Source organism: Marivivens sp. ABH4_498 (assembly GCF_056160585.1).
The window spans coordinates 619,374-638,913 of sequence record NZ_JBSWXL010000002.1; the positions used below are offsets into that span (position 1 = coordinate 619,374).

The window sequence follows — 19,540 nt, forward strand, 5'->3', positions numbered from 1 at the left end:
CGAGAAAGGGGTTGAAAGAAAAACGCGGACGGGAACAAATTCGACCGCCCGCGTCAAAATCAGATTGAAGCTGATTATTTCAGTTCGTCAGCGATCTCATAGCCGTTCTCTTCGAACCAGCGCACAGCACCGGGGTGGAAGGGAACAACCGCGTTCTTCACCACGTTTTCTGCCAGGGTCTCGCGGGCGGCTGCGTGGTTTTGAACCATACGGTCGTGGTTTTCCATGGCCAGTGCTGTGATCTCATAGGCCAGGCTTTCAGGCATGTCCTGATGGGCGATGGCAAAGTTCCAAAGAGAGACAGTCTGAAGATCCTCTGGCTGATCCTCGTAAGTGTTGGCTGGAATGGTGAAAGGCGCCATAGCAGGCACGATTTCCATCATCTGGTCCAGCGTTTCATCATCCATAGAGAGGAAGCGCACGTCGTTTTCGACTGCAAGCTGTGCATAGGCTCCTGTCGGCAGACCCGCAGCATAAACGAAAGCGTCGATCAGGCCGTCTTTAAGCTGACCGGCTGTATCCGAACCACCAGCGTTGGAAATGTTCACGCCGTCATAGCCTTCGGCGTTTTCAAAGAAACGTGTCCAGTACGTTGCAGATGTGCCGCCAGCAGGGCCAACACCAACGCGCTGCCCAGCCATGTCCTGAAAGCTCATGATGTCAGAGCTGGCAAGGACAGCCGCCTGCAGCGGTGTCTGGTACATCGGGAACAACGCACGCACGTTTTCATGCGGCACACCCGGCATTAGCGGGCTTTCGCCACGGCGGGCTTCGTCGGCAGGCCCCAAGGTTACGAACCCCATCTGGTGCTCGCCTGTCTCAACCAGCGTGACGTTCTGAACAGGGCCGCCGGTGATTTCAACGCCGGCGTTCAGATCCAGCGCTTCGCTGATCATGGCGCCAAACCCACTGCCATATGTGAAGTATGTGCCGCCTTGGCTGCCGGTGCCGATCGTTAGGCTGCTGGGCCAGCCGTCGCGGTCTTGTGCAGACAAAGGCATCGCGATTGCAGCACAAAGGGCGGCCGCTGTAAAAGTTGCGAATTTCATGGGTGTTCCTCCTCCAAGGTATATCCTCCAATGCGCCTCCGGGAACGGAATGCATCTGTCAGCATGATGGGAAGAACCACGTCACATCGCTATGCGCCAGAGTTTATATTCAAGATTGATATAATTAAGCCGTGCGTTCTAATTCGGGCAAGTTCTTTTCAAGAATAGAAAGAAAAGCATCCCGCCTTTCGTCGCGGGTGCCACGTGTCCATGCCGCAGCCAAGATCAATTTTGATCGGGTCGCACCCTGCGGAATTGAAAGCGGCACAAAAGCGACGCCAGGCACCTGAAACCGCGACGTCCAGCGTGGTACAATCGCCAGGCCCGTGCCTGCAGCCACAAGGTTCACAATCGTCTGCTTTTCCTCTGCGATCTGTGCGATCCTAGCGGTCAAACCGACGTCAACGAATAACTTAATCGTAAGATCGTGTGAGTGCGGGCGTGATCGGCGGTCGGGGACGATAAGCGGCTCATCAGCCAAATCAGAAATCGCAATAGCGTCCTTTTTTGCCAAACGGTGTGTTTCTGGCAAAGCAACGACTGCCGTTTCAAAAAACAGCGTTCGAAAGTTTAGCCGCTGATCGCGCACATCAGGTGGGCGACAAAACGCAATATCAATGGACCCGCTCAGCAGTTTGGGAAGAAGGTGAATCGTCTTTTGCTCGTATAACTGGATATCAAGATCCGGAAGGTCTTCGCGTACCATTTTTAGCAGTTGCGGCATCAGCCCCGCCGCGGCACTGTCGATAGCGCCGACCCTTAGAATAGGCTTTTCGGACTTTCTGACATCCCTGATCTTGGTCTCAAGGCGCTCTGCTTGGGCGACCAACTCTCTGGCGTCTTCTAGAATACTGTTGCCGGCCTCTGTCAGCGAAACGGACCGGGTGGTGCGCACAAAGAGGCGAGTCTCGAGCTTGTCTTCAAGCAGACGAATCTGACGCCCCAAAGAGGCTGGCAATATCCCGAGCGACTGCGCTGCTCTGCCAAAATGAAGGGTTTCGGCTACGGCAAGAAAGCTTTTGATCTGCGTAATGTCCAAAGTTGGGCCCTCACACCACTATTTCAGATCAGTATATAATCCTGTGCCGATTGAGCGCAACGATTGAGGGAAGGTAACTTTACGACAAGTGCTGGACAGACATCATAGATCGTAGGGAACACGATGACCGTGTGACCTTCCTTCTTAATCGTCAATCCATTGTCGCGCAGAGCTTATTAGTAGATCGGAAGAACGCAATGAAAACATACAAGATCGCCTCAATTCCTGCTGATGGTATCGGGCCGGAAGTTATCGCCGCAGGTCACCAAGCGCTTGAGGCGCTGGCGCGCAGGGACGGTGGTTTTGAGTTTGATGTCACTGAATTTGATTGGAGTTCAGAACGGTATAAGCGCACAGGCGCGCTGATGCCTGAAAACGGGACTGAACAGCTCAAGGCATTCGATGCAATCTTTTTTGGTGCGGTTGGCGCACCTGATGTGCCGGACCACCTGACACTTTGGGGGCTGCGCCTTCCGATCTGCCAAGGCTTCGATCAATACGCCAACGTCCGTCCTACGCGTATTCTGCCCGGCATTACTGCCCCGCTGGAGGGCGTAGGCCCTGGCGACCTGGATTGGGTGATTGTGCGCGAAAACTCCGAAGGGGAATATTCTGGGGTAGGTGGCCGAGCCCACAAAGGTATGCCCGAAGAGGTCGCAACCGAAGTTTCGATATTTACCCGCGTCGGGGTTGAGCGGATCATGCGGTATGCGTTCAAACTGGCGCAATCCCGTCCCCGCAAGTTCCTGACCGTTGTGACCAAATCCAACGCGCAGCGTCACGGCATGGTCATGTGGGACGAAATCGCGATGGAAGTGTCCAAGGACTTCCCCGATGTGGAATGGGATCAGATGCTGGTTGATGCCATGACCGTACGCATGGTCAAAGACCCCAAATCTCTTGATACGATTGTTGCCACTAACTTGCACGCAGACATCTTGTCGGACCTGGCTGGTGCTTTGGCGGGCTCGCTTGGTGTTGCGCCAACGGCCAACATCGACCCCGAACGCCGCTTCCCGTCCATGTTTGAACCGATCCACGGCTCGGCCTTTGATATCACGGGCAAAGGCATCGCCAACCCGGTCGCGACGTTTTGGACCGCCAGTCAGATGTTGGAGCATCTTGGTGAAAGCGCGGCTGCCGCACGCCTGATGCGGGCGGTCGAAAAAGTTTGCGCTGATGGCATCATGACCCCCGATGTGGGTGGCACCGCGAATACGCAGGAAGTCACTGATGCGGTCTGCGAAGCGATCCGCGGCGAAAACATCTGAGGACTGACCCATGACCGACGACGATGCAACGGCGCTTTTGCGCCGAATGATGACGGCTGCCATTGAGGCTGCTGATCCGGCAACTGTTCTGGCCTCGCACCTCCCAGAAAAACCGACAGGTCGCTGTATCGTCGTCGGGGCGGGTAAATCTGCCGCAGCCATGGCATTGGCAGTTGAGCAGGCTTGGCCTGATGTAGACCTGTCGGGCGTCGTTGTCACACGCTACGAACACGCCGTGCCGACGTCTCGTATAAAGGTTCTTGAGGCCTCGCATCCAGTACCCGATGTGGCTGGAATGGAAGCCGCCCGAGAGGTCATGGAAACGGCGGCCTCGGCCGGCGAAGGTGATCTTGTGATCGCGCTGATATCAGGCGGCGGATCGTCGCTGCTACCATTGCCAAAGGCCCCGTTGACGTTGGAGGAAAAGATCACCGTCAACAAAATCCTGCTGAAATCAGGCCTGACCATTGAGGACATGAACAAGATCAGGCGCAGGCTGTCTTTGATCAAAGGCGGAGGACTTGCCCGTGCGGTGCATCCCGCCAAGCTTGTGACTTTGGCCATTTCGGATGTCCCGGGCGACGATCCCGCCGCAATCGCATCGGGCCCGACGGTTCCAGACCCGACAGCGGGCGAAGACCTTAGTCCGCTCGTCGACCGCCTTGGCACCGATCTGCCCCACGCCGCGCGGGAAATCCTCTTGGCGCCCACAAAAGAGCAGTCCCCCTTTGATGTGGATTACCGGCTTGTCGCCACGCCCCAACTGTCGCTTGAGGCGGCAGCGAGGGTTGCCCGCGAAGCTGGCGTGACACCTACCATTCTTGGGGATGCGCTAGAGGGCGAGGCGCGTGAATTGGGCATTGCAATGTCGGGGATGGCGACATGGGTCGCACGTCAAAAAACACCGTCATCCCCCCCGGCTGTTTTGCTGTCGGGCGGCGAAACGACCGTTTCAATCGGCGGTACAAAGCCCGGTCGGGGGGGGCGGAACACCGAATTTCTTCTCAGCCTCGCGATCGCGCTGAACGGGCACGCCAACATTCATGCGCTTGCGGCAGACACCGACGGCATCGACGGCACTGAAGACGCAGCTGGTGCCATCATTGAGCCGGATACGCTGGCCCGGGCTGAACGTGTTGGCATGTGCCCCAAGCACTACCTGGCAAGACACGACAGCTATAGCCTTTTCGAAGCCATGGGCGACCTGATCATGACAGGCCCGACCCTCACCAATGTAAATGATTTTCGCGCTGTGCTTGTTCGCTGACACCTTTTTACGACCCGCCCCAAAGGACACCCCATGATCCGTTCCAGACGTGCCAAGATCGTTGCCACAGTTGGCCCAGCAAGCGCTTCGCCGTTTATGCTGCGCAACCTGTTTTACGCAGGCGTCGATACGTTTCGCCTGAACTTCAGCCACGGCGAACACGACATCCATGCCGCAACGATTGCGGCCATACGCAAGCTGGAAAAAGAGCTTGGCGCGCCCATTGGTATTTTGCAGGACTTGCAGGGACCGAAGATCAGACTTGGACGCATCGAAAGCGGATCACGCATTCTGGACCGGCACGAGAAGGTCTGTTTCCTGCCATCAGAAACGGTTGAGGACGAAACATGCTTGCCCCTCCCGCACCCAGAAATCTTTGATGCCATTGAAACGGGCCACCGCCTGTTCATCGATGATGGGCGGATACGCCTAAGGGTCACGAACAAGCAAGTAGGCCGGATTGAGGCCGAAGTTTTGGAAGGCGGAAAAGTCAGTGATCGCAAGGGGGTCAACCTACCTGACTGCATTTTGGATTTACCCGTGCTAACCGAAAAGGACCGCGCCGACCTTCAATTCGGGCTGGACAACGGTGTGGATTGGGTAGCGTTGTCCTTTGTGCAAAAGGCTACTGACCTCGCTGAAATTAAGGCAATCATCGACGGTCGTGCTGGCTTGATCTCGAAAATAGAAAAGCCCTCCGCTCTGGTGGAAATTGAAGGGATCGTTGAAAAATCTGACGCGATCATGATTGCGCGGGGCGACCTTGGCGTCGAAATACCTCCTGAGGACGTGCCCGCCCGTCAAAAAGAAATCATCGCTCTGTGTCGACGCACCTGCCGCCCGGTCATTGTGGCGACGCAGATGCTGGAATCTATGGTTACATCCCCGACACCGACCCGAGCCGAAGCGTCGGACGTTGCCACGGCGATTTATGACGGCGCCGACGCGGTGATGTTATCGGCAGAAAGTGCGACAGGCGACTTTCCAACAGAAGCCGTCGAAGTGATGGATCGGATCATTCGCTCGACCGAGAGGCATAGTTTCTACGAGGCGGCCATGTCTTCATCGCGAGAGGCTTGCCTAAGCGATGCTGACGCGATTGCCGACACGGGTGCGACACTGGCCTGTGCCTTGAATGCTGTCTGTATCACGGCCTACTCAATGAGCGGCTTGACAGGGTTGCGGGTCTCTGCACGCCGCCCGAAATTGCCCCTCGTGATCATGACCCGCGATCTCTGTGTGGCACGTCGCATGGCGCTGGTCTGGGGCGCGCGATCAGTGTTGGAGTCGGCTGCTATAGACTACGACAGCATGGTCGAAACGGCCAAGGCAGAGTGTCGACAGCTATTGCAACCGGAGTCTGGTGAAAAAATGGTGGTCCTATCAGGCGTTCCGTTCGGCCAGATCGGTAGCACAAACAACATTCGCGTCGCTACATTACGATAGAACTGCCCGCACGAACAATGGGTTCTAAAGCCATACTCTCAAGTGTGTGGTGACCGTGAGCTTCAACGAAACACCTGAAATGCAGTTGGATAAGCTTAGCTGCGGTGCAGCGTTATCAGACGAATTGAACGCCCGCTCAGGGCCGTCCGTGAAGACGGCCCTGACCTGTTAGATCTCGATGGATTCTGAAATCACCAATGCATCTTCTAGTTCAACGCCAAGATATCTGACGGTGCTGTCCATTTTGGTATGGCCCAACAGTAGCTGGACTGCCCGAAGGTTGCCCGTTTTCTTGTAGATCTGGGTCACCTTCGTTCGCCTCATAGAATGCGTACCGTAGGCGCTAGCCTCCAGACCGATGGACGTCACCCTGTCACGCACAATGCGTGCATATTGGCGGGTCGAAATGTGAAGCCGTTCATGAAAACGTCCAGGCCAGAGGTATTCTGGCCCGACCATCAACGGCTCCCGCATCCAGCTTGCCAGAGATGCACGAGTGCCTTCGGAGATTTCGAAACGGACAGGCTTCTGCGTCTTGCTCTGCAGAACCGACGCGCGTTCCTTGATTTGGCCTGATGCCATGACATCGGCCACCTTCATTCTCACCAAATCGCATCCACGTAGCTTGCTTTCAATGGCAAGATTGAACAGCGCCAGATCACGATGGTTTTCAGCCAGCTCAAGCCTGACCCTGATTGCCCAAACGTGTTTCGGCTTGAGCGGTCGCTTCTGGCCGACGATGCGGCCCTTATTCCAGGCAGGACGACAAGCGCGGATGGCGGGTAAGTTTCGTGTTTCCATGATGGGTCCTCCATCCACCACGCCCACCCACATCGACAACCCGACGTTGACCAAGGTAGCATACCACAACATTCTGCGTCGCATCCGAGGTCGGCTTCGAGCCCAGAGTGTCAAATGCTGCAACCCGCACAAACGGCCGCTTCAGCGCGACACCGGACCTTGCCTGCGAGTTTGCAAGACATCGCTTTCAATCATCAATGCGCTGTAATGGCCCTAGTTCGAAATGCTCGCATTCTGCGTTGCGCTGGATGCCAACATTGTGATGTTGCCTGCTTGCTTTCATTGCTTCTATGCGACACATTTCTGAGACTGCCGAACCCTCAAGTGGATGCCTTTGGACGATGAACCGACTTACCCTTTTTTCTGGTCTTGCCGTTCTCGGTGCCGTTGCCGTCGGCGCGCTTGTCATGATACCGGCGCATGATGCAGTGTCGGACACCGATGCATTTGCCGCGCCCGGCCTTGATCCGATGACCGTTGAAGAGGCGGGTGCGGAGTTTTGGCGACTGACACCCGCTTTGCTGTTGGTGGTTTATGATGCATTTGGCCAGACTGAAGAGGACGCGATCTATGACACGCTTGCCAGCGTGACACATGGCGACGCGTTGGAGTATCTTTATCTGGAGCGTGTGGGCGCGATGGCGGGAGGTGGACTTGAAGAGGCTGATCAGACAATTCACGAGATCAAATTGCTAAATACCCGCGTTTCGCGCGACGGTGCAGCGTTGGCCATTGACGCGTCATGGCAGGTGATCGGCACGGTCGGACATGCCGAACACCTGCATGTGCGTGGCAACACATATAGCGCTGACCTTTTGGTTTCGCCTGTCGAGGGGGCTTGGCGGATCACCGATTTCGAGCTTTTGGAAGTCAATCGGGATGCGGCCGGTGAAACCTTTCTGGCCCCGCAGATCAACTGATGATTACCGTTGAAAACCTTTCCTTCCGTTACAGCGCAACCAGCTTTGGCCTGCGTGTACCATCGTTTCATCTGCAAGATCGCGAACGTGTGGCCATCGTGGGCCCAAGCGGCAGCGGCAAGACTACACTCTTGAACCTCATCGCGGGCATCCTGACACCCGAGGCTGGCCGGATCGACGTGGCAGGCACTGATGTTGCCACACTATCCGAGGTGGAGCGCCGCCGCTTTCGCGCCAGCACCATCGGCTTTGTGTTTCAGGACTTTGCGTTGCTGGATTATCTGTCGGCGCGCCAGAACATCCTTTATCCTTACCGGATCACACCGGCCCTGACGCTGAACGCCGAGGCGCGCGAAAGGGCAGAAGCCTTGGCTGCGTCCTGCGGGATCGGCGACAAACTGGACCGCCACCCAACGGCTCTGAGCCAAGGTGAACAACAGCGGGTCGCCATTTGCAGGGCTTTGGTGGCACAGCCGAAACTGATCCTGTCAGATGAAGCCACAGGTAATCTTGATCCTGAAAGCAAATCCCGCATCCTTGATCTGCTGTTTGAACAGGCTAGCGAAGCAGGTGCCGCCGTTCTTGCCGTAACTCATGACCATGAACTGTTGCCGCGGTTCGAGCGTGTGCTGGATTTTGCGCAGTTCCGACAAGGGGCCGACGCATGAACGCGCTCTACCTCGCTTTTGCCTACCTCCGCTATCACTGGGGGCGCAGCCTAGTGCTCACACTCGTGGCCGCGCTGATCATGTTTGTTCCGATTGCAACGCAGATCCTGTTGTCCACCAGCGAACGTGCGCTTGTCGCACGGGGCGATGCGACACCGCTTTTGCTGGGCAGTCGGGGGTCACAGTTGGACCTGACAATGGCCGCCCTCTATTTTTCGGACGAACGCCCCGATCCTGTGACAATGCGCGAAGTTGAAGCAGTTTGGGATAGCGGACTGGCGGTGCCGATCCCCGTTCATTCTGCTTTTTCGTCCGCAGGCTTCAGGATTGTGGGCACGACGTTGGACTACTTCGACTTTCGCGGTCTGAACGTATCAGACGGACGTGGCCTTTCTATTCTTGGCGACGCGGTGATTGGCGCAGATGTCGCGCAGGCGTTGGGCAAGGGTGTTGGTGACAGTCTGGTGTCTTCACCTGAAAACCTGTTTGATCTGGATGGTGTCTATCCGCTCGAGATGCCGATTGTCGGTGTGCTTGCGCCAACCAACTCGCCCGATGATCAGGCCATTTTTGTCGATATCAAAACCGCTTGGGTCATTCAGGGTATTGGCCATGGCCACGAAGATGTGGTGACGGCGGCTCAGGTTGCGGCGGGCACCGCTGCGTTGTCCAATGCTGCCGTCGTACAATATCAGCGGATCACCGACGCAAATATCGAAAGCTTTCATTTTCATGGCAGTCAGGACGGTTTCCCGACCTCTGCTGTGATCGTGGTGCCCAATGACGCGCGGTCCGGCACGATCCTGAAAGGGCGCTATCTGGACAGCGAAAACCTTGCCCAGTTGATCGAACCGGCTGGTGTGATCCGAAGCCTTGTTGACCGCATTTTCCGGATCAAGTCACTGTTGGATGCGGTCACGCTGATCATTGCGATTGCAGCATTGGCCGCGATCGGGCTTGCGGTATTCCTCAGCTACCGGTTGCGGGCCCGAGAAATCGCAACGGCCGTCAAACTGGGGGCGCGGCGGGGAATGGTTTTGCGTCTCTTGTCTGCCGAAACAATCACAATACTATCAATTTCAGCACTTATTGCTGTAACAGGCGCGGCCATTGTCGCTCGCAATGCCGAAGCTTGGGTAGGTTGGCTGCTCGCGCTCGGGTCATAATCAACAGGAGGTTCCATGAAACGTCATTTTATCACTGCATCACTCGCTAGCATTATCGCTGCAACGCCCGCCTTGGCGCATTACGGCATGATCATTCCCAATGATCCGATGATCAGTCAGGAGGACGGGCGAGGTGTTGCGCTGACGATGTCGTTCTCGCATCCGTTCGAAATGGATGGCATGATGCTTGATACCCCTGTGGCATTCTCGGTCACGCATGAAGGCACCACCACGGACCTGCTTGGCGATCTTGAAGGTGCGACTGTGATGGATGATCAGGGCTATACGCTTGATTATTCGCTGGACCGTCCCGGCACCTACATCTTTGCAATGGAACCACAGCCCTATTGGGAACCTGCCGAAGATGCCTTTATCATCCACTACACCAAAACCTATGTGACCGCCTATGGCGACGACGAGGGCTGGGATACCGAACTGGGCCTGAAAACCGAGATTGTCCCGCTGTCCAAGCCCTTCGGCCTGTGGGAGCACAACGTCTTTCAGGGCATCGTCAAGATGGATGGCGAAGCCGTGCCCTATGCAGAGGTTGAGGTCGAATTTTTCAATGATGGCGCAGGTGCGACCGTCCCGGACGAGCTGATGATCACACAGACGGTCAAGGCCGACGCCAACGGTGTCTTCACCTATGCGCCACCATCCGACGGCTGGTGGGGTTTCGCCGCTTTGAACACAGCCGATTACACCCTGACCGAAGAGACTTCGGCCGAGGAGAAGGCTGTCGAGCTTGGCGCCGTGATCTGGGTTCACTTCGAAGAATGGACAGGACAGTGATCCGGGCCATTGCCTTGGCTTGCATCTGTGCTGTCGCCCCCATCGGGGCGGCAGCGCATCAGTTGACGGTTTTCGCATCAGTTGACTGTGAAACGGTGACGGTCGAAGCCAAGTTTTCAAACGGAAATCCCGTCATGCTTGCTGATGTGCGCGTGCTGGATGGTAATAATACCTTGCTGCTGACGCTGCCGATCAACGAAGACGGAACCATCGCCGTTCCACTTGACAGTGTGGACCATTCAGGCGGCCTCATGATCGAAGTCGATAGCGGCAGCCATGATAATTACTGGATCGTAACACCCGACGACATTGCACGCAGTTGCCAGAGTTGATGACCATGCCCCCATTGAGACCTTTCTTCGCAGTGGTGTTGACCTTTCTTGCCGCCAGCTCTGTCGCGGCACAGGATCGCCCGCGTATCGTCGCTGTAAACTATCCTTTGCAGTATTTCGCCGAACGCCTCGTCGGGGATGCTGCAGAGGTTGTTTTTCCTGTTCCGCAGGATGTCGACCCCTCTTTCTGGCGCCCGTCCATTGCCGATATCAGCACGATCCAGGATGCCGATATGATCCTGTTGAACGGTGCGGGATTTGCGACCTGGGTTGATCGGGTTTCCTTGCCACGCGCCAAGGTCGTGAATACGACTGCCGCAATCGAAGACCAGTTCATCCGCACCGAGAGTATTACACACAGCCATGGTGACGGTGACGTGCATTCGCATGAAGGCATCGCATCTTACACTTGGCTCGACCCTGTACTGGCCATTGCACAGGCTGAGGCCATTGCCGCGGCGATAACCGCGCGCGGGATCGTCCCCGACGATCAGGTGGCAACCCAACTTGACGCGCTGCGTGCCGACCTTGACGCGATCGATAAGGATGCCCGTATCGCGTTTGATGGTCTGCAGGATGCAGCGATCATTGCGACACACCCGCGCTATCAATACCTTGCACGGCGTTATCGCCTGTCAGTCTCATCACTGGAATGGGAAGCCGGCGCCATGCCAACCGATGCAGAACGTGCTGACCTCGCGGCGCTTGTCGATCAAACGGGTGCGCAGGTCCTCATTTGGGAAGCAGAACCACCTGCAGCAGCGTTCGCCGTCGCAAGTGACCTTGGCCTCGCGAACGTTGTCTTACCGACACTCGCGCATGGTATTGAAGGCCGCACCTACATTGAGGCGTTCGAGAACGCCATGATGGAAATATCTGACGCCGAACGCAAATAGAAAGCATACCTGTGGCAAGTTCATAGCAGTAGTTTTATTGCTCGCTTACCGCTAAGATTCACATTGGGTCGAAAGCAGACCCTAGGATCAGAATGTCGAACGGCAGCTTGGTCCCGCATCGCTGACGTTCACCCACCAAAAATGCTGCGCGATGCACGAATAGCCGGTCTGGTGAAGCAGCGACGCAGCGCTTGACCATCAATCGAAAGTCCGGATTGGGCCGATTTTGGCAATCTCGACTGCACGTTTTACGCCGACGACTGCTTTTACGAGGACCGCCAAAAACATGAAAAAATAAAAGGTCGTCTGAAGTGCCTCTTAGGCCTTAATTCAAGCGACTCTATCTTGGGCCGTTAATGTCATTAAGCACCGAGTTCTTTGAATTCGCGTTGAATAGACGACTCGATAGGTTCACCCAGAAATTTCACCAGTCGCAACTTGGCTGCTCAGTAGCTGGCAGAGATGGCTCACAGCCCGCTGAGAGCGCGCTACACAAAATTCTTCCGTTGGAGCTGGTAGCCGTCCGATCACACGCCGGATTTGCAAGTCACCGATCAACAGGTCCAAGTAAAGTCCCACAGCCTCTTCTGATGCATTAAAACGCAATTTTCTTTCTTGCCTCGCACGAAGCAGTACCTGCTCCAGTAAAGGAAAAATGGCTTCGCGACCTGCCTTTGAAAGCGTCGCGCCAAGCTCACCACTACTATCGGCAGCTGCGGCCCGATTAAGGGCAACAGCGCGATCACCTGTTAGCAAATTCAGGAGCTTGGGGCCAAGTGTTCCCAGAATTGACAGCGCCTCATGGTCTGTTTCCAATTCGGCTTCAAGGTGGGACTTCACTTCCTCGGCGTTGCGCGTGACGAGGGCGCGGAACAGCCCCTGTTTATCACCATACCAGTTGTACAACGTCTCGTTCGAGGCACGCGCCCGTTTGGCGATGCCCTGCATGGATGTTCCCCCATACCCTTTTGCCTCAAGAACCTCATAGGCAGCCGCTTCGATCTGTTGTTGGCGAAGGGCTCGTTTTTCTTCTCGCAATTTCACTCTCCAACCTGTTGACAGAATCCGTAACTGTTATTACGGCTATGTGCAACCGTAATGCAAATTACACTTTTGGAGAGGGAAAATGGAAAAATCAAACCGTCATGTCATTGCCGCTCTGGCAACGCTCATTATCCTGCAGGGGATCATGCTTTCCGCCTTGTATGCTGGGATCAGACCACACCCTCCTGTCACCACGCCGCTGTTCGGGATAGCCCCGTTTATCGGAGCGGCAATGTCTGGCGCTCTGGCAGCGATAATCGTAGGGCCACTTACCAGTCGAGAGGGGTGCATCTTGAGCGTCATCGCCGCGCTAATGGCGCTGATATCCTTTGGTCCGCAGAAGTACTTTGACGCACAATTCGGCCTGATCTATCCGGCAGTTCTGCTCGGCCAATTTGCTGCGCTCGTCATCTTTTCGTCTGTTGTGAGAGCGGCACGCTCACAAAAAGCAATGACTGCGAGGCAGGCCTGATGTCTCGGTTCCTTTTGCCCATGTCGATGCTCTCGCTCTTGAGCATCGGCGCCATCTTCGGGTTTTTCTATGCTTGGGTTTGTTCAACGATGTGGGGCTTGGACGTGACAGACCCACGCACGGCAATCGCCGCAATGCAAGCCATGAACGCTTCCGTCCGGAATGCGGTGTTTTTCCCAGCTTTCTTTATGACACCGTTCATCCTGGGGGCGACAGCCATTTTCGCCGCTCAGAAGGCGCAGAGAAAATCCGCAAGACTCTTTGGGCTGGCTGCCACTCTCTACTTTGGTGGCGCGTTCCTCGTCACCGCGATGGTTAATGTCCCAATGAATGAGGCTTTAGCAGAAATTGTCATCCCAGCAGACATCAATGCAGCGCGCAGTATCTGGCAGGACTACTCAGCGAATTGGCAGGTCTGGAACGTGCTCAGAACCACAGTGAGCGGAATATGCCTCCTCTTAACGGGACTGGCCGTTTTGTTTCTGAATTCGGAGGGCGGGTGATGGAGCTGTCCCTTCTGACATTCGCGGTTCTGGCGCTGGTTGTCGTTATGACGCCGGGTCCAACCGTTCTGCTCGCACTATCCAATGGTTCGCGGTTCGGCATCGCTGTTGCAGGGGTCGGCATAGCTGGCGCGGCAATCTCAGACGCCGTTCTGATCACTGCGGCTGGTCTGGGATTGGGCGCTATTCTCGCCGCCTCCGCATTCTGGTTCGGCGTTGTCAAATGGATCGGTGTGGCCTACCTCGTCTGGCTGGGCACCCAGATGATGCGGTCCACAGGTCAGTTGGGGGAGGCCGTACGCCCAACTGAAAACAACAAATCAACGACCCTACGAAACTACACGGCCATCTTTCGCAAGAGTTTTCTCGTCGCAGTTGCAAATCCCAAAGGCTACCTGTTTTTCTCTGCTTTCCTGCCTCAGTTCCTCGCCCCGACGGAGCCTGTGTTGCCGCAGTACGTTAAGCTGGCCCTGATCTTTATCTTGGTCGATGCCATCGTCATGGCCGCCTACGCAGGCCTGGGCGCAAAAGCCGTTCAGTTTCTTAGCAATAGCGGCGTACTCTGGGTCGACAGGGTATGTGGTGGCCTTCTCGTCACACTGGGAGTTGCGTTGAGATTTCTTGCTCTCCCCGACCAACATTGAGGTCCTTGGCAAAGCCACTGCGAAAACTCACTTTGTTCGGCATTACCGTCGTCGAATGCTTAAATTTCTGTGCAACGGCACCGCTGTCCGCTTCGGGGCCTCTGCAACGCAGCCCTAACACTCTTTGCGAATGTCGGCTTTGGGCCGTGAGCAGTAGTCGGTGCGCGAGCTATCAAGCAAAATGCTGCAAGGCGGAGAATGGCGGCAACGAGCCCTATAGCTGTCATTCGTAGAAAAAGCGTCTAAATGCTTTCGAAGCGCCTTTGAAAATCCGTGGTTTCATATGCGCAGACCGAACATTGGCATGACTAATCGTCTTTGGCGCGGCCTATTGATTTTTTGAGTGGTAAAATCGTCTGACGGTTGAGGTAAAATTGTTTGAATGACGCTCTGCGAACGGCCTTGAAATGCAGGGGCAAATGAAGCTGATTGGGGTAGGTTTGTTTGCCAGCCGGCATCCTTGGTCAGACGCCAGACGGATCTACCATTTCCGTCATAAGTTACCTCTCTGAGGGCGGTTTTGCTTTGTCCCGATTTCGGTGGTGGGCAAGGGTGATCAGCCCCATCTAAGTGGTCCAGTTTGACTGCCGTCTATCTGGAGGGGCGCGCGCTGCCCCGGAAGATCTGCGGGCTAATCGACTTTGCCGTGAAAGGCACAAAAACCTTGGATCTGTTAAGATTTCCAATTGCGAACATTTCGTTCCTAGCTATCCCAAAACTTCAACATTTTCGTCTGAATTTGCCGCGCCTATGTTCTGTTTATCGCATCACAGAAAATGCAGAACACAGAGCAAAGGAAAGCTGAAATGAAAACCGCAACCCTTATCGCCGCCGCCGTTATGGCCGCCACATTTGGTACGGTTTCTGCTGCGCAGGATGCCGATGTCACCACTGCCGCGTTGGCCGAACTGGCCCAGCGTCAGGCCGAAGGCGCGCGCATTGCCAAGAACCTGGAAACCTTCGATATGCTAGATTTCGAAGTGTTTTCGAACCAGCAATGGGACCGGCTGCATGAAAGCCACGCTGACGATATCAAAGTGCATTGGCCCGATGGCCGCGTGACCGAAGGTATTGATGTGCATATCGAAGATCTGAAAGCGTTCTTCGTTTTTGCACCAGATACACGGATCCAGACTCACCCAGTTCGCATCGGTCAAGGCGAATGGACTGGCGTCGTTGGTGTGATCGAAGGCACGTTTTCGGAGCCGATGCCGATCGGTGGCGATCAGTTCATCCTACCCACTGGCAAAAGCTATAAGCTGACCATGGCCACTGTTGGCCATTGGACCGACGAAGGTGTCATGGACGAAGAATATCTGTTCTGGGACAATCACGCCGTTTACAAGCAAATCGGCCTGATCGAATAAGACCCAATCAGATGGGTAACGAAACAGCGCCGTTCCAAAACCTAGAACGGCGCTTTACTAACATTGGTCGCTGGTGCGGCATCGGCAACGTTGAACTTGAGCTGCAAAGACAGATTGAGGCATTAAGGAACGCACCCTCGCAGTCCATCCAGAGCGCTGCGGGTCTTCTCTTCGCTGGAATAGTTTTTACGCGCCGCGCGCTTGATGCCTGTGACGGTCTATGACTGGTCAAATCCATATAGGCGGCACGGGTTGTCCCATAGGATTTTGCGCTGGGCGACTGGGTCTGGAACAAAGGTTTCGAACATATCCAGCTGCGGACCGTAGTCCATTCGATATGGTGACCGCAGAAATGGCCAATCAGACCCCCACAGGCAATTTTCTGTACCAAATGCCGACATCAATTCCCTGACAAATGGCGCAGCATCATCATATGGGTGGGGCAGGGCGGCGAATTTCGCATAGCCTGACAGCTTTATCGCGGCGCGTCCCGTTTCCCCGATTTTCAGCAGTTGTTGAAAGGCAGGTTGATTGATGCCCGCACTGGTGTCGGGTCTGCCACAGTGGTCGAATTGCAATTGTGCGCCCGTGTCATTCAGCATCGGTGCGATTTCGAAAAGCAGGTCGTCCATAACCTGAACCTGCAAGATCATATCTTGCTGCGCAATTCGATCAAACAATGGCCCGTAATCTTTGTAGTGGCCCCTGTCGTAAAAGGTTGTGTTCGCCGCAATTCCGACGATGCCTTGGGCCTTTAGGTCAGACAGCTGGTCAAGCGATGTATCGGGGCCAACAACTGCGATGCCTTTCCATCGGCCGTCGCTATGCGCAATCGCATCCAGCATACACGCGTTGTCAAATTCATAGCCGCTGTTGGGCTGCACAAGCAGCGCACGTTCAACGCCATGCGCGGCAAAGACATTTTTCAACTGAGCCGCTGTTCCGATTTCTTGACCTGCAGGGTGGTAGGACGATGCAGGGTCATACGGAAAACGGTCGGGGTCGAAGACATGGCAATGGCAGTCGACTTTGGGAATGGCGTGAAGGGTCATGGGATTGTTGTCAATCTTATGTTGGTTCAAATGTTGGCTTTGGGCTGTCCTCGGCAATAAAGACGATTTTGCCGCATAAACCTAGCCCTAGCAGAGGTATCGGCTCATACATCTAGGATGCAGGGGGGAAATAAACCTTGCCAAATGTGCCTGCTTTGATCAGTCCTATCGCCAACAGACAGGAGCGCAGAGCAATGCAGGCGATGGACATCTTTTACATGCTGGCCATTTTGATTTCCGCGGGTGCCGTCGCGGGGATTTTGGCGGGTCTATTGGGCGTTGGTGGCGGCGTCGTTCTGGTTCCTGCCTTTTTGATTATCCTACATTCCGTCGGGTATTCTGGTGAATTCGCGATGCAAATTGCTGTGGCGACATCACTGACAACAATTATTGCGACATCCATGCGGTCAGTTCAGGCCCATTGGAAACGGGGCGCGGTGGATGTGTCGCTGCTGAAACGGCTGATTGCGCCCGTTGCGATTGGCGCATTGTCGGGAATGGCTTTGGCTCAGATCATGGAATCCGCGCATATGATGGCGGTTTTCGGCGTTCTGGGAACCTGCGTCGGGCTCTATATGGTGTTGTCGCCCAGCGTTGCACGCGAAGGGGCGACGCTGCCACGGGCTCCTGTCACATTTGCCAGCGCGACTGTGTTCGGCGGATTGTCTGCACTGATGGGGATCGGCGGAGGATCGTTCTTTGTGCCGTTCCTATCGTACTTTGGAAAATCGACCCATCAGGCTGTTGCGACGTCGTCGGGCATTGGCATGTTGATCGCGATCCCGTCGGCAATCGGGTTTATGATTGTGCCGACACCAGTCGGAGCGCCGCCTTTGATGTTGGGGCAGGTCAATTTGGGCGCGGTGTTTATTATCGCCTGCACCACTTTTGTATTTGCACCATTGGGCGCAGCGCTTGCTCACAAACTGGATTCCAAAAAACTGAAACGGGTCTTTGGTGTGTTTTTGATTTTCACCGCCTTGCGCATGCTGACCAAAGCCATCGCGGCACTGTCCTAAAATCGCGTTCTTGATCAAATAATCGGTTCGCGTGGGTTTTGATAGACATTGCCCAAATTCATGGATTGTCTGCGTTTAAGGGAGGACAGACCATGAATAAAGATATCGCCAGAGTTGCCGTTGTCGGAGCCGGCCTGATTGGGCAACGCCATTGCCGCGCAGTACAAATGGCCGATGGAGTCGCGTTGTCTGCGGTGGTGGATCCATCGGATGCAGGACGAGGTTTTGCCGAAAGCATAGGTGCGACATGGTTTGCCGATTTGCCGGACATGATTGCCGCAGGCGCGGCAGATGGCGCGCTGCTTGCGACGCCCAATACGCTGCACGCGGATGGGGCGAATATCTGCATCGATGCTGCGTTGCCCGTGCTGATCGAAAAACCGATCTTTACCGACATTGCCGAAGGGCGGAAGATTCTGCAGCGCGCAGAGGCAGCAGGTGTGCCTGTCGCTGCTGGCCATCATCGCCGTCACAATCCGCTGATCGCACGTGCCAAACAGTCCATCAATGACGGTGACATCGGGCAGATCGTATCGGTCCAGTGTTCCACATGGTTTATGAAGCCAGACTATTATTACGACGTGGATTGGCGCAAACGCAAAGGTGCAGGTCCGATTTACCTGAACCTGATCCACGATATCGACCTTTTGCAATTCCTATGTGGTCCGATCACCGAAGTACGGGCCATCGAATCCAATACCGTTCGTAATAACGAAGTAGAGGACACCGCAGTCGTTTTGCTGCGGTTTGAAAATGGCGCCTTGGGGACCGTCAATGTCAGCGATACGATTGTCGCGCCGATCAGCTGGGAATTGACCGCCCGCGAAAACCCCGCCTATCCAGCGACGAACGAAGCCTGCTACTGGATTGGTGGGACCAAAGGCAGCCTATCCTTGCCTCAGCTGGGGTTATGGACAGACAATGGAGCGCGGTCTTGGTGGGAGCCGATCTCTCAGGTGAAATTGATTCACGGTTTTGATGACCCATTGGTTCTACAGGCTGCGCAATTTGGCGATGTTATTCGCGGGATTGCAAAACCCGTCGTCACTGGATGGGATGGATTGGCGGCTTTGTCTGTTATCAATGCCGTAAAAGAAGCCGCACAGACAGGTCAGGTTATCGACCCGCGTCTCTAACCAGATCGCGCGGCACCGATGACAATGATCGCTGCACCCAATAAGCAGACTATGGCGCCTGACACGTCGGTAACTGTCGGGCGTTGGCCTTCGATCAGCCACATCCAAGCTAAGGATGCTGCTATATAGACCCCGCCGTAGGCTGCGTAGGCGCGGCCTGCGAATTCATTTGGGATGAATGCCAGAAGAATCGCAAATGCGATCAGCAAAATGACGCCCGGAATCGCCCAGTAGACGGAACGATCCAGCCGCATCCATAGCCACATACAGTAGCATCCTGAAATCTCGGCTAAGGCAGCGCCTATATATAATGTATAGATCATCATAAAGGCGGGGTTAGCACGCAACCGCGCAAGGAATCAAAACAAAGCGGATTCGGGTTGGGATTCGCGGGATTGCGCTACCGAAAGGTGATTTATACCTAAGGAAATCACCACAAATTAGATTTAAGGGGTGGCGCTAACAGTGCGAGCTGCAAAATCTGCTAATTTATTGGGCAATTTCGGTGGTGGATGCAAAATGTGTAAGTTTTTTGAAATTACCGCTTGCGCCTCTCCTGTCTTAACCTTAGAACCCCCTTCACCGGCGGCGCTGAGGCGCGGTTGGGACTTCTGAAGCAGGACGGGCGGGGCGCGCCGATAAGTTAGGGCGCAGCT

The 19,540-nt window shown here is 55.2% G+C and carries 21 protein-coding genes; 15 read left to right on the plus strand and 6 right to left on the minus strand.

What is annotated here, in order from left to right; genetic code table 11:
• Positions 1-74 precede the first annotated feature (74 nt).
• Positions 75-1,049 (minus strand): TAXI family TRAP transporter solute-binding subunit, encoded by a 975-nt coding sequence (locus ACXAGA_RS07190; RefSeq protein ID WP_475116794.1) that lies wholly within the window; start codon positions 1,047-1,049, stop codon positions 75-77.
• 124 nt (positions 1,050-1,173) lie between these two features.
• Positions 1,174-2,088 (minus strand): LysR family transcriptional regulator, encoded by a 915-nt coding sequence (locus tag ACXAGA_RS07195; RefSeq protein WP_475116795.1) that lies wholly within the window; start codon positions 2,086-2,088, stop codon positions 1,174-1,176.
• 197 nt (positions 2,089-2,285) lie between these two features.
• Here ACXAGA_RS07195 and ACXAGA_RS07200 point away from each other — a divergent pair, with 197 nt between their 5' ends.
• The 3 genes from ACXAGA_RS07200 to pyk are packed head-to-tail and all read left to right on the plus strand — an operon-like array spanning position 2,286 to position 6,072.
• Positions 2,286-3,359, plus strand: coding sequence for a tartrate dehydrogenase (locus ACXAGA_RS07200; protein WP_475116796.1), 1,074 nt, complete (start codon positions 2,286-2,288; stop codon positions 3,357-3,359).
• 10 nt (positions 3,360-3,369) lie between these two features.
• Positions 3,370-4,626: a glycerate kinase type-2 family protein gene (locus ACXAGA_RS07205; protein ID WP_475116797.1), complete on the plus strand. Its 1,257-nt coding sequence runs from the start codon at positions 3,370-3,372 to the stop codon at positions 4,624-4,626.
• Positions 4,627-4,659: 33 nt separating this feature from the next.
• On the plus strand, positions 4,660-6,072 hold the full coding sequence (pyk, locus tag ACXAGA_RS07210) for a pyruvate kinase (RefSeq protein ID WP_475116798.1): 1,413 nt from the start codon (positions 4,660-4,662) through the stop codon (positions 6,070-6,072).
• A 168-nt stretch (positions 6,073-6,240) separates the two neighbouring features.
• Here the strand turns inward: pyk and ACXAGA_RS07215 are convergent, their stop codons facing one another.
• Positions 6,241-6,873 (minus strand): tyrosine-type recombinase/integrase, encoded by a 633-nt coding sequence (locus ACXAGA_RS07215; RefSeq protein WP_475116827.1) that lies wholly within the window; start codon positions 6,871-6,873, stop codon positions 6,241-6,243.
• A gap of 341 nt (positions 6,874-7,214) precedes the next feature.
• On the opposite strand from ACXAGA_RS07215, the gene ACXAGA_RS07220 reads away from it, so the two are divergent.
• The 6 genes from ACXAGA_RS07220 to ACXAGA_RS07245 are packed head-to-tail and all read left to right on the plus strand — an operon-like array spanning position 7,215 to position 11,647.
• The gene (locus ACXAGA_RS07220; protein WP_475116799.1) at positions 7,215-7,793 is read left to right on the plus strand and encodes a hypothetical protein; all 579 of its coding nucleotides are present in this window, start codon (positions 7,215-7,217) and stop codon (positions 7,791-7,793) included.
• Positions 7,793-8,461, plus strand: coding sequence for an ABC transporter ATP-binding protein (locus ACXAGA_RS07225; protein WP_475116800.1), 669 nt, complete (start codon positions 7,793-7,795; stop codon positions 8,459-8,461). The genes ACXAGA_RS07220 and ACXAGA_RS07225 overlap by 1 nt, the downstream gene beginning before the upstream one ends.
• Positions 8,458-9,627, plus strand: a complete 1,170-nt coding sequence (locus tag ACXAGA_RS07230; RefSeq protein ID WP_475116801.1) for an ABC transporter permease — start codon at positions 8,458-8,460, stop codon at positions 9,625-9,627. Before ACXAGA_RS07225 ends, ACXAGA_RS07230 begins: the two co-directional genes overlap by 4 nt.
• A gap of 15 nt (positions 9,628-9,642) precedes the next feature.
• Positions 9,643-10,419 (plus strand): DUF4198 domain-containing protein, encoded by a 777-nt coding sequence (locus ACXAGA_RS07235; protein WP_475116802.1) that lies wholly within the window; start codon positions 9,643-9,645, stop codon positions 10,417-10,419.
• Positions 10,416-10,751, plus strand: a complete 336-nt coding sequence (locus ACXAGA_RS07240) for a hypothetical protein (protein ID WP_475116803.1) — start codon at positions 10,416-10,418, stop codon at positions 10,749-10,751. Before ACXAGA_RS07235 ends, ACXAGA_RS07240 begins: the two co-directional genes overlap by 4 nt.
• Positions 10,751-11,647 (plus strand): metal ABC transporter substrate-binding protein, encoded by an 897-nt coding sequence (locus ACXAGA_RS07245; protein ID WP_475116804.1) that lies wholly within the window; start codon positions 10,751-10,753, stop codon positions 11,645-11,647. The genes ACXAGA_RS07240 and ACXAGA_RS07245 overlap by 1 nt, the downstream gene beginning before the upstream one ends.
• A 411-nt stretch (positions 11,648-12,058) precedes the next feature.
• Here ACXAGA_RS07245 and ACXAGA_RS07250 read toward each other — a convergent pair whose 3' ends face one another.
• Complete coding sequence (locus ACXAGA_RS07250; protein WP_475116805.1) at positions 12,059-12,685, minus strand: TetR/AcrR family transcriptional regulator; 627 nt, start codon at positions 12,683-12,685, stop codon at positions 12,059-12,061.
• 88 nt (positions 12,686-12,773) lie between these two features.
• On the opposite strand from ACXAGA_RS07250, the gene ACXAGA_RS07255 reads away from it, so the two are divergent.
• The 4 genes from ACXAGA_RS07255 (at position 12,774) to ACXAGA_RS07270 (ending at position 15,677) form a co-directional block, all read left to right on the plus strand.
• Positions 12,774-13,163, plus strand: coding sequence for a hypothetical protein (locus tag ACXAGA_RS07255; protein WP_475116806.1), 390 nt, complete (start codon positions 12,774-12,776; stop codon positions 13,161-13,163).
• Positions 13,163-13,666 (plus strand): anthrone oxygenase family protein, encoded by a 504-nt coding sequence (locus ACXAGA_RS07260; RefSeq protein WP_475116807.1) that lies wholly within the window; start codon positions 13,163-13,165, stop codon positions 13,664-13,666. Before ACXAGA_RS07255 ends, ACXAGA_RS07260 begins: the two co-directional genes overlap by 1 nt.
• A complete protein-coding gene (locus ACXAGA_RS07265; RefSeq protein WP_475116808.1) occupies positions 13,666-14,310 on the plus strand; it encodes a LysE family translocator in 645 nt (214 codons plus the stop codon). Before ACXAGA_RS07260 ends, ACXAGA_RS07265 begins: the two co-directional genes overlap by 1 nt.
• A gap of 806 nt (positions 14,311-15,116) precedes the next feature.
• On the plus strand, positions 15,117-15,677 hold the full coding sequence (locus ACXAGA_RS07270; RefSeq protein ID WP_475116809.1) for an ester cyclase: 561 nt from the start codon (positions 15,117-15,119) through the stop codon (positions 15,675-15,677).
• Positions 15,678-15,895: 218 nt separating this feature from the next.
• Here ACXAGA_RS07270 and ACXAGA_RS07275 read toward each other — a convergent pair whose 3' ends face one another.
• Positions 15,896-16,729 carry an amidohydrolase family protein gene (locus tag ACXAGA_RS07275; protein ID WP_475116810.1) on the minus strand — a complete coding sequence of 278 codons (834 nt, stop codon included), beginning with the start codon at positions 16,727-16,729 and terminating at the stop codon, positions 15,896-15,898.
• 194 nt (positions 16,730-16,923) lie between these two features.
• Between ACXAGA_RS07275 and ACXAGA_RS07280 the strand changes: the two genes are divergently transcribed.
• Positions 16,924-17,748: a sulfite exporter TauE/SafE family protein gene (locus ACXAGA_RS07280; RefSeq protein WP_475116811.1), complete on the plus strand. Its 825-nt coding sequence runs from the start codon at positions 16,924-16,926 to the stop codon at positions 17,746-17,748.
• Positions 17,749-17,840: 92 nt separating this feature from the next.
• Positions 17,841-18,884: a Gfo/Idh/MocA family protein gene (locus ACXAGA_RS07285; protein ID WP_475116812.1), complete on the plus strand. Its 1,044-nt coding sequence runs from the start codon at positions 17,841-17,843 to the stop codon at positions 18,882-18,884.
• On the opposite strand, the gene ACXAGA_RS07290 is transcribed toward ACXAGA_RS07285, so the two are convergent.
• Positions 18,881-19,210 carry a YnfA family protein gene (locus ACXAGA_RS07290; RefSeq protein ID WP_475116813.1) on the minus strand — a complete coding sequence of 110 codons (330 nt, stop codon included), beginning with the start codon at positions 19,208-19,210 and terminating at the stop codon, positions 18,881-18,883. The two genes, ACXAGA_RS07285 and ACXAGA_RS07290, sit on opposite strands and share 4 nt — an antisense overlap.
• Positions 19,211-19,540 lie beyond the last annotated feature (330 nt).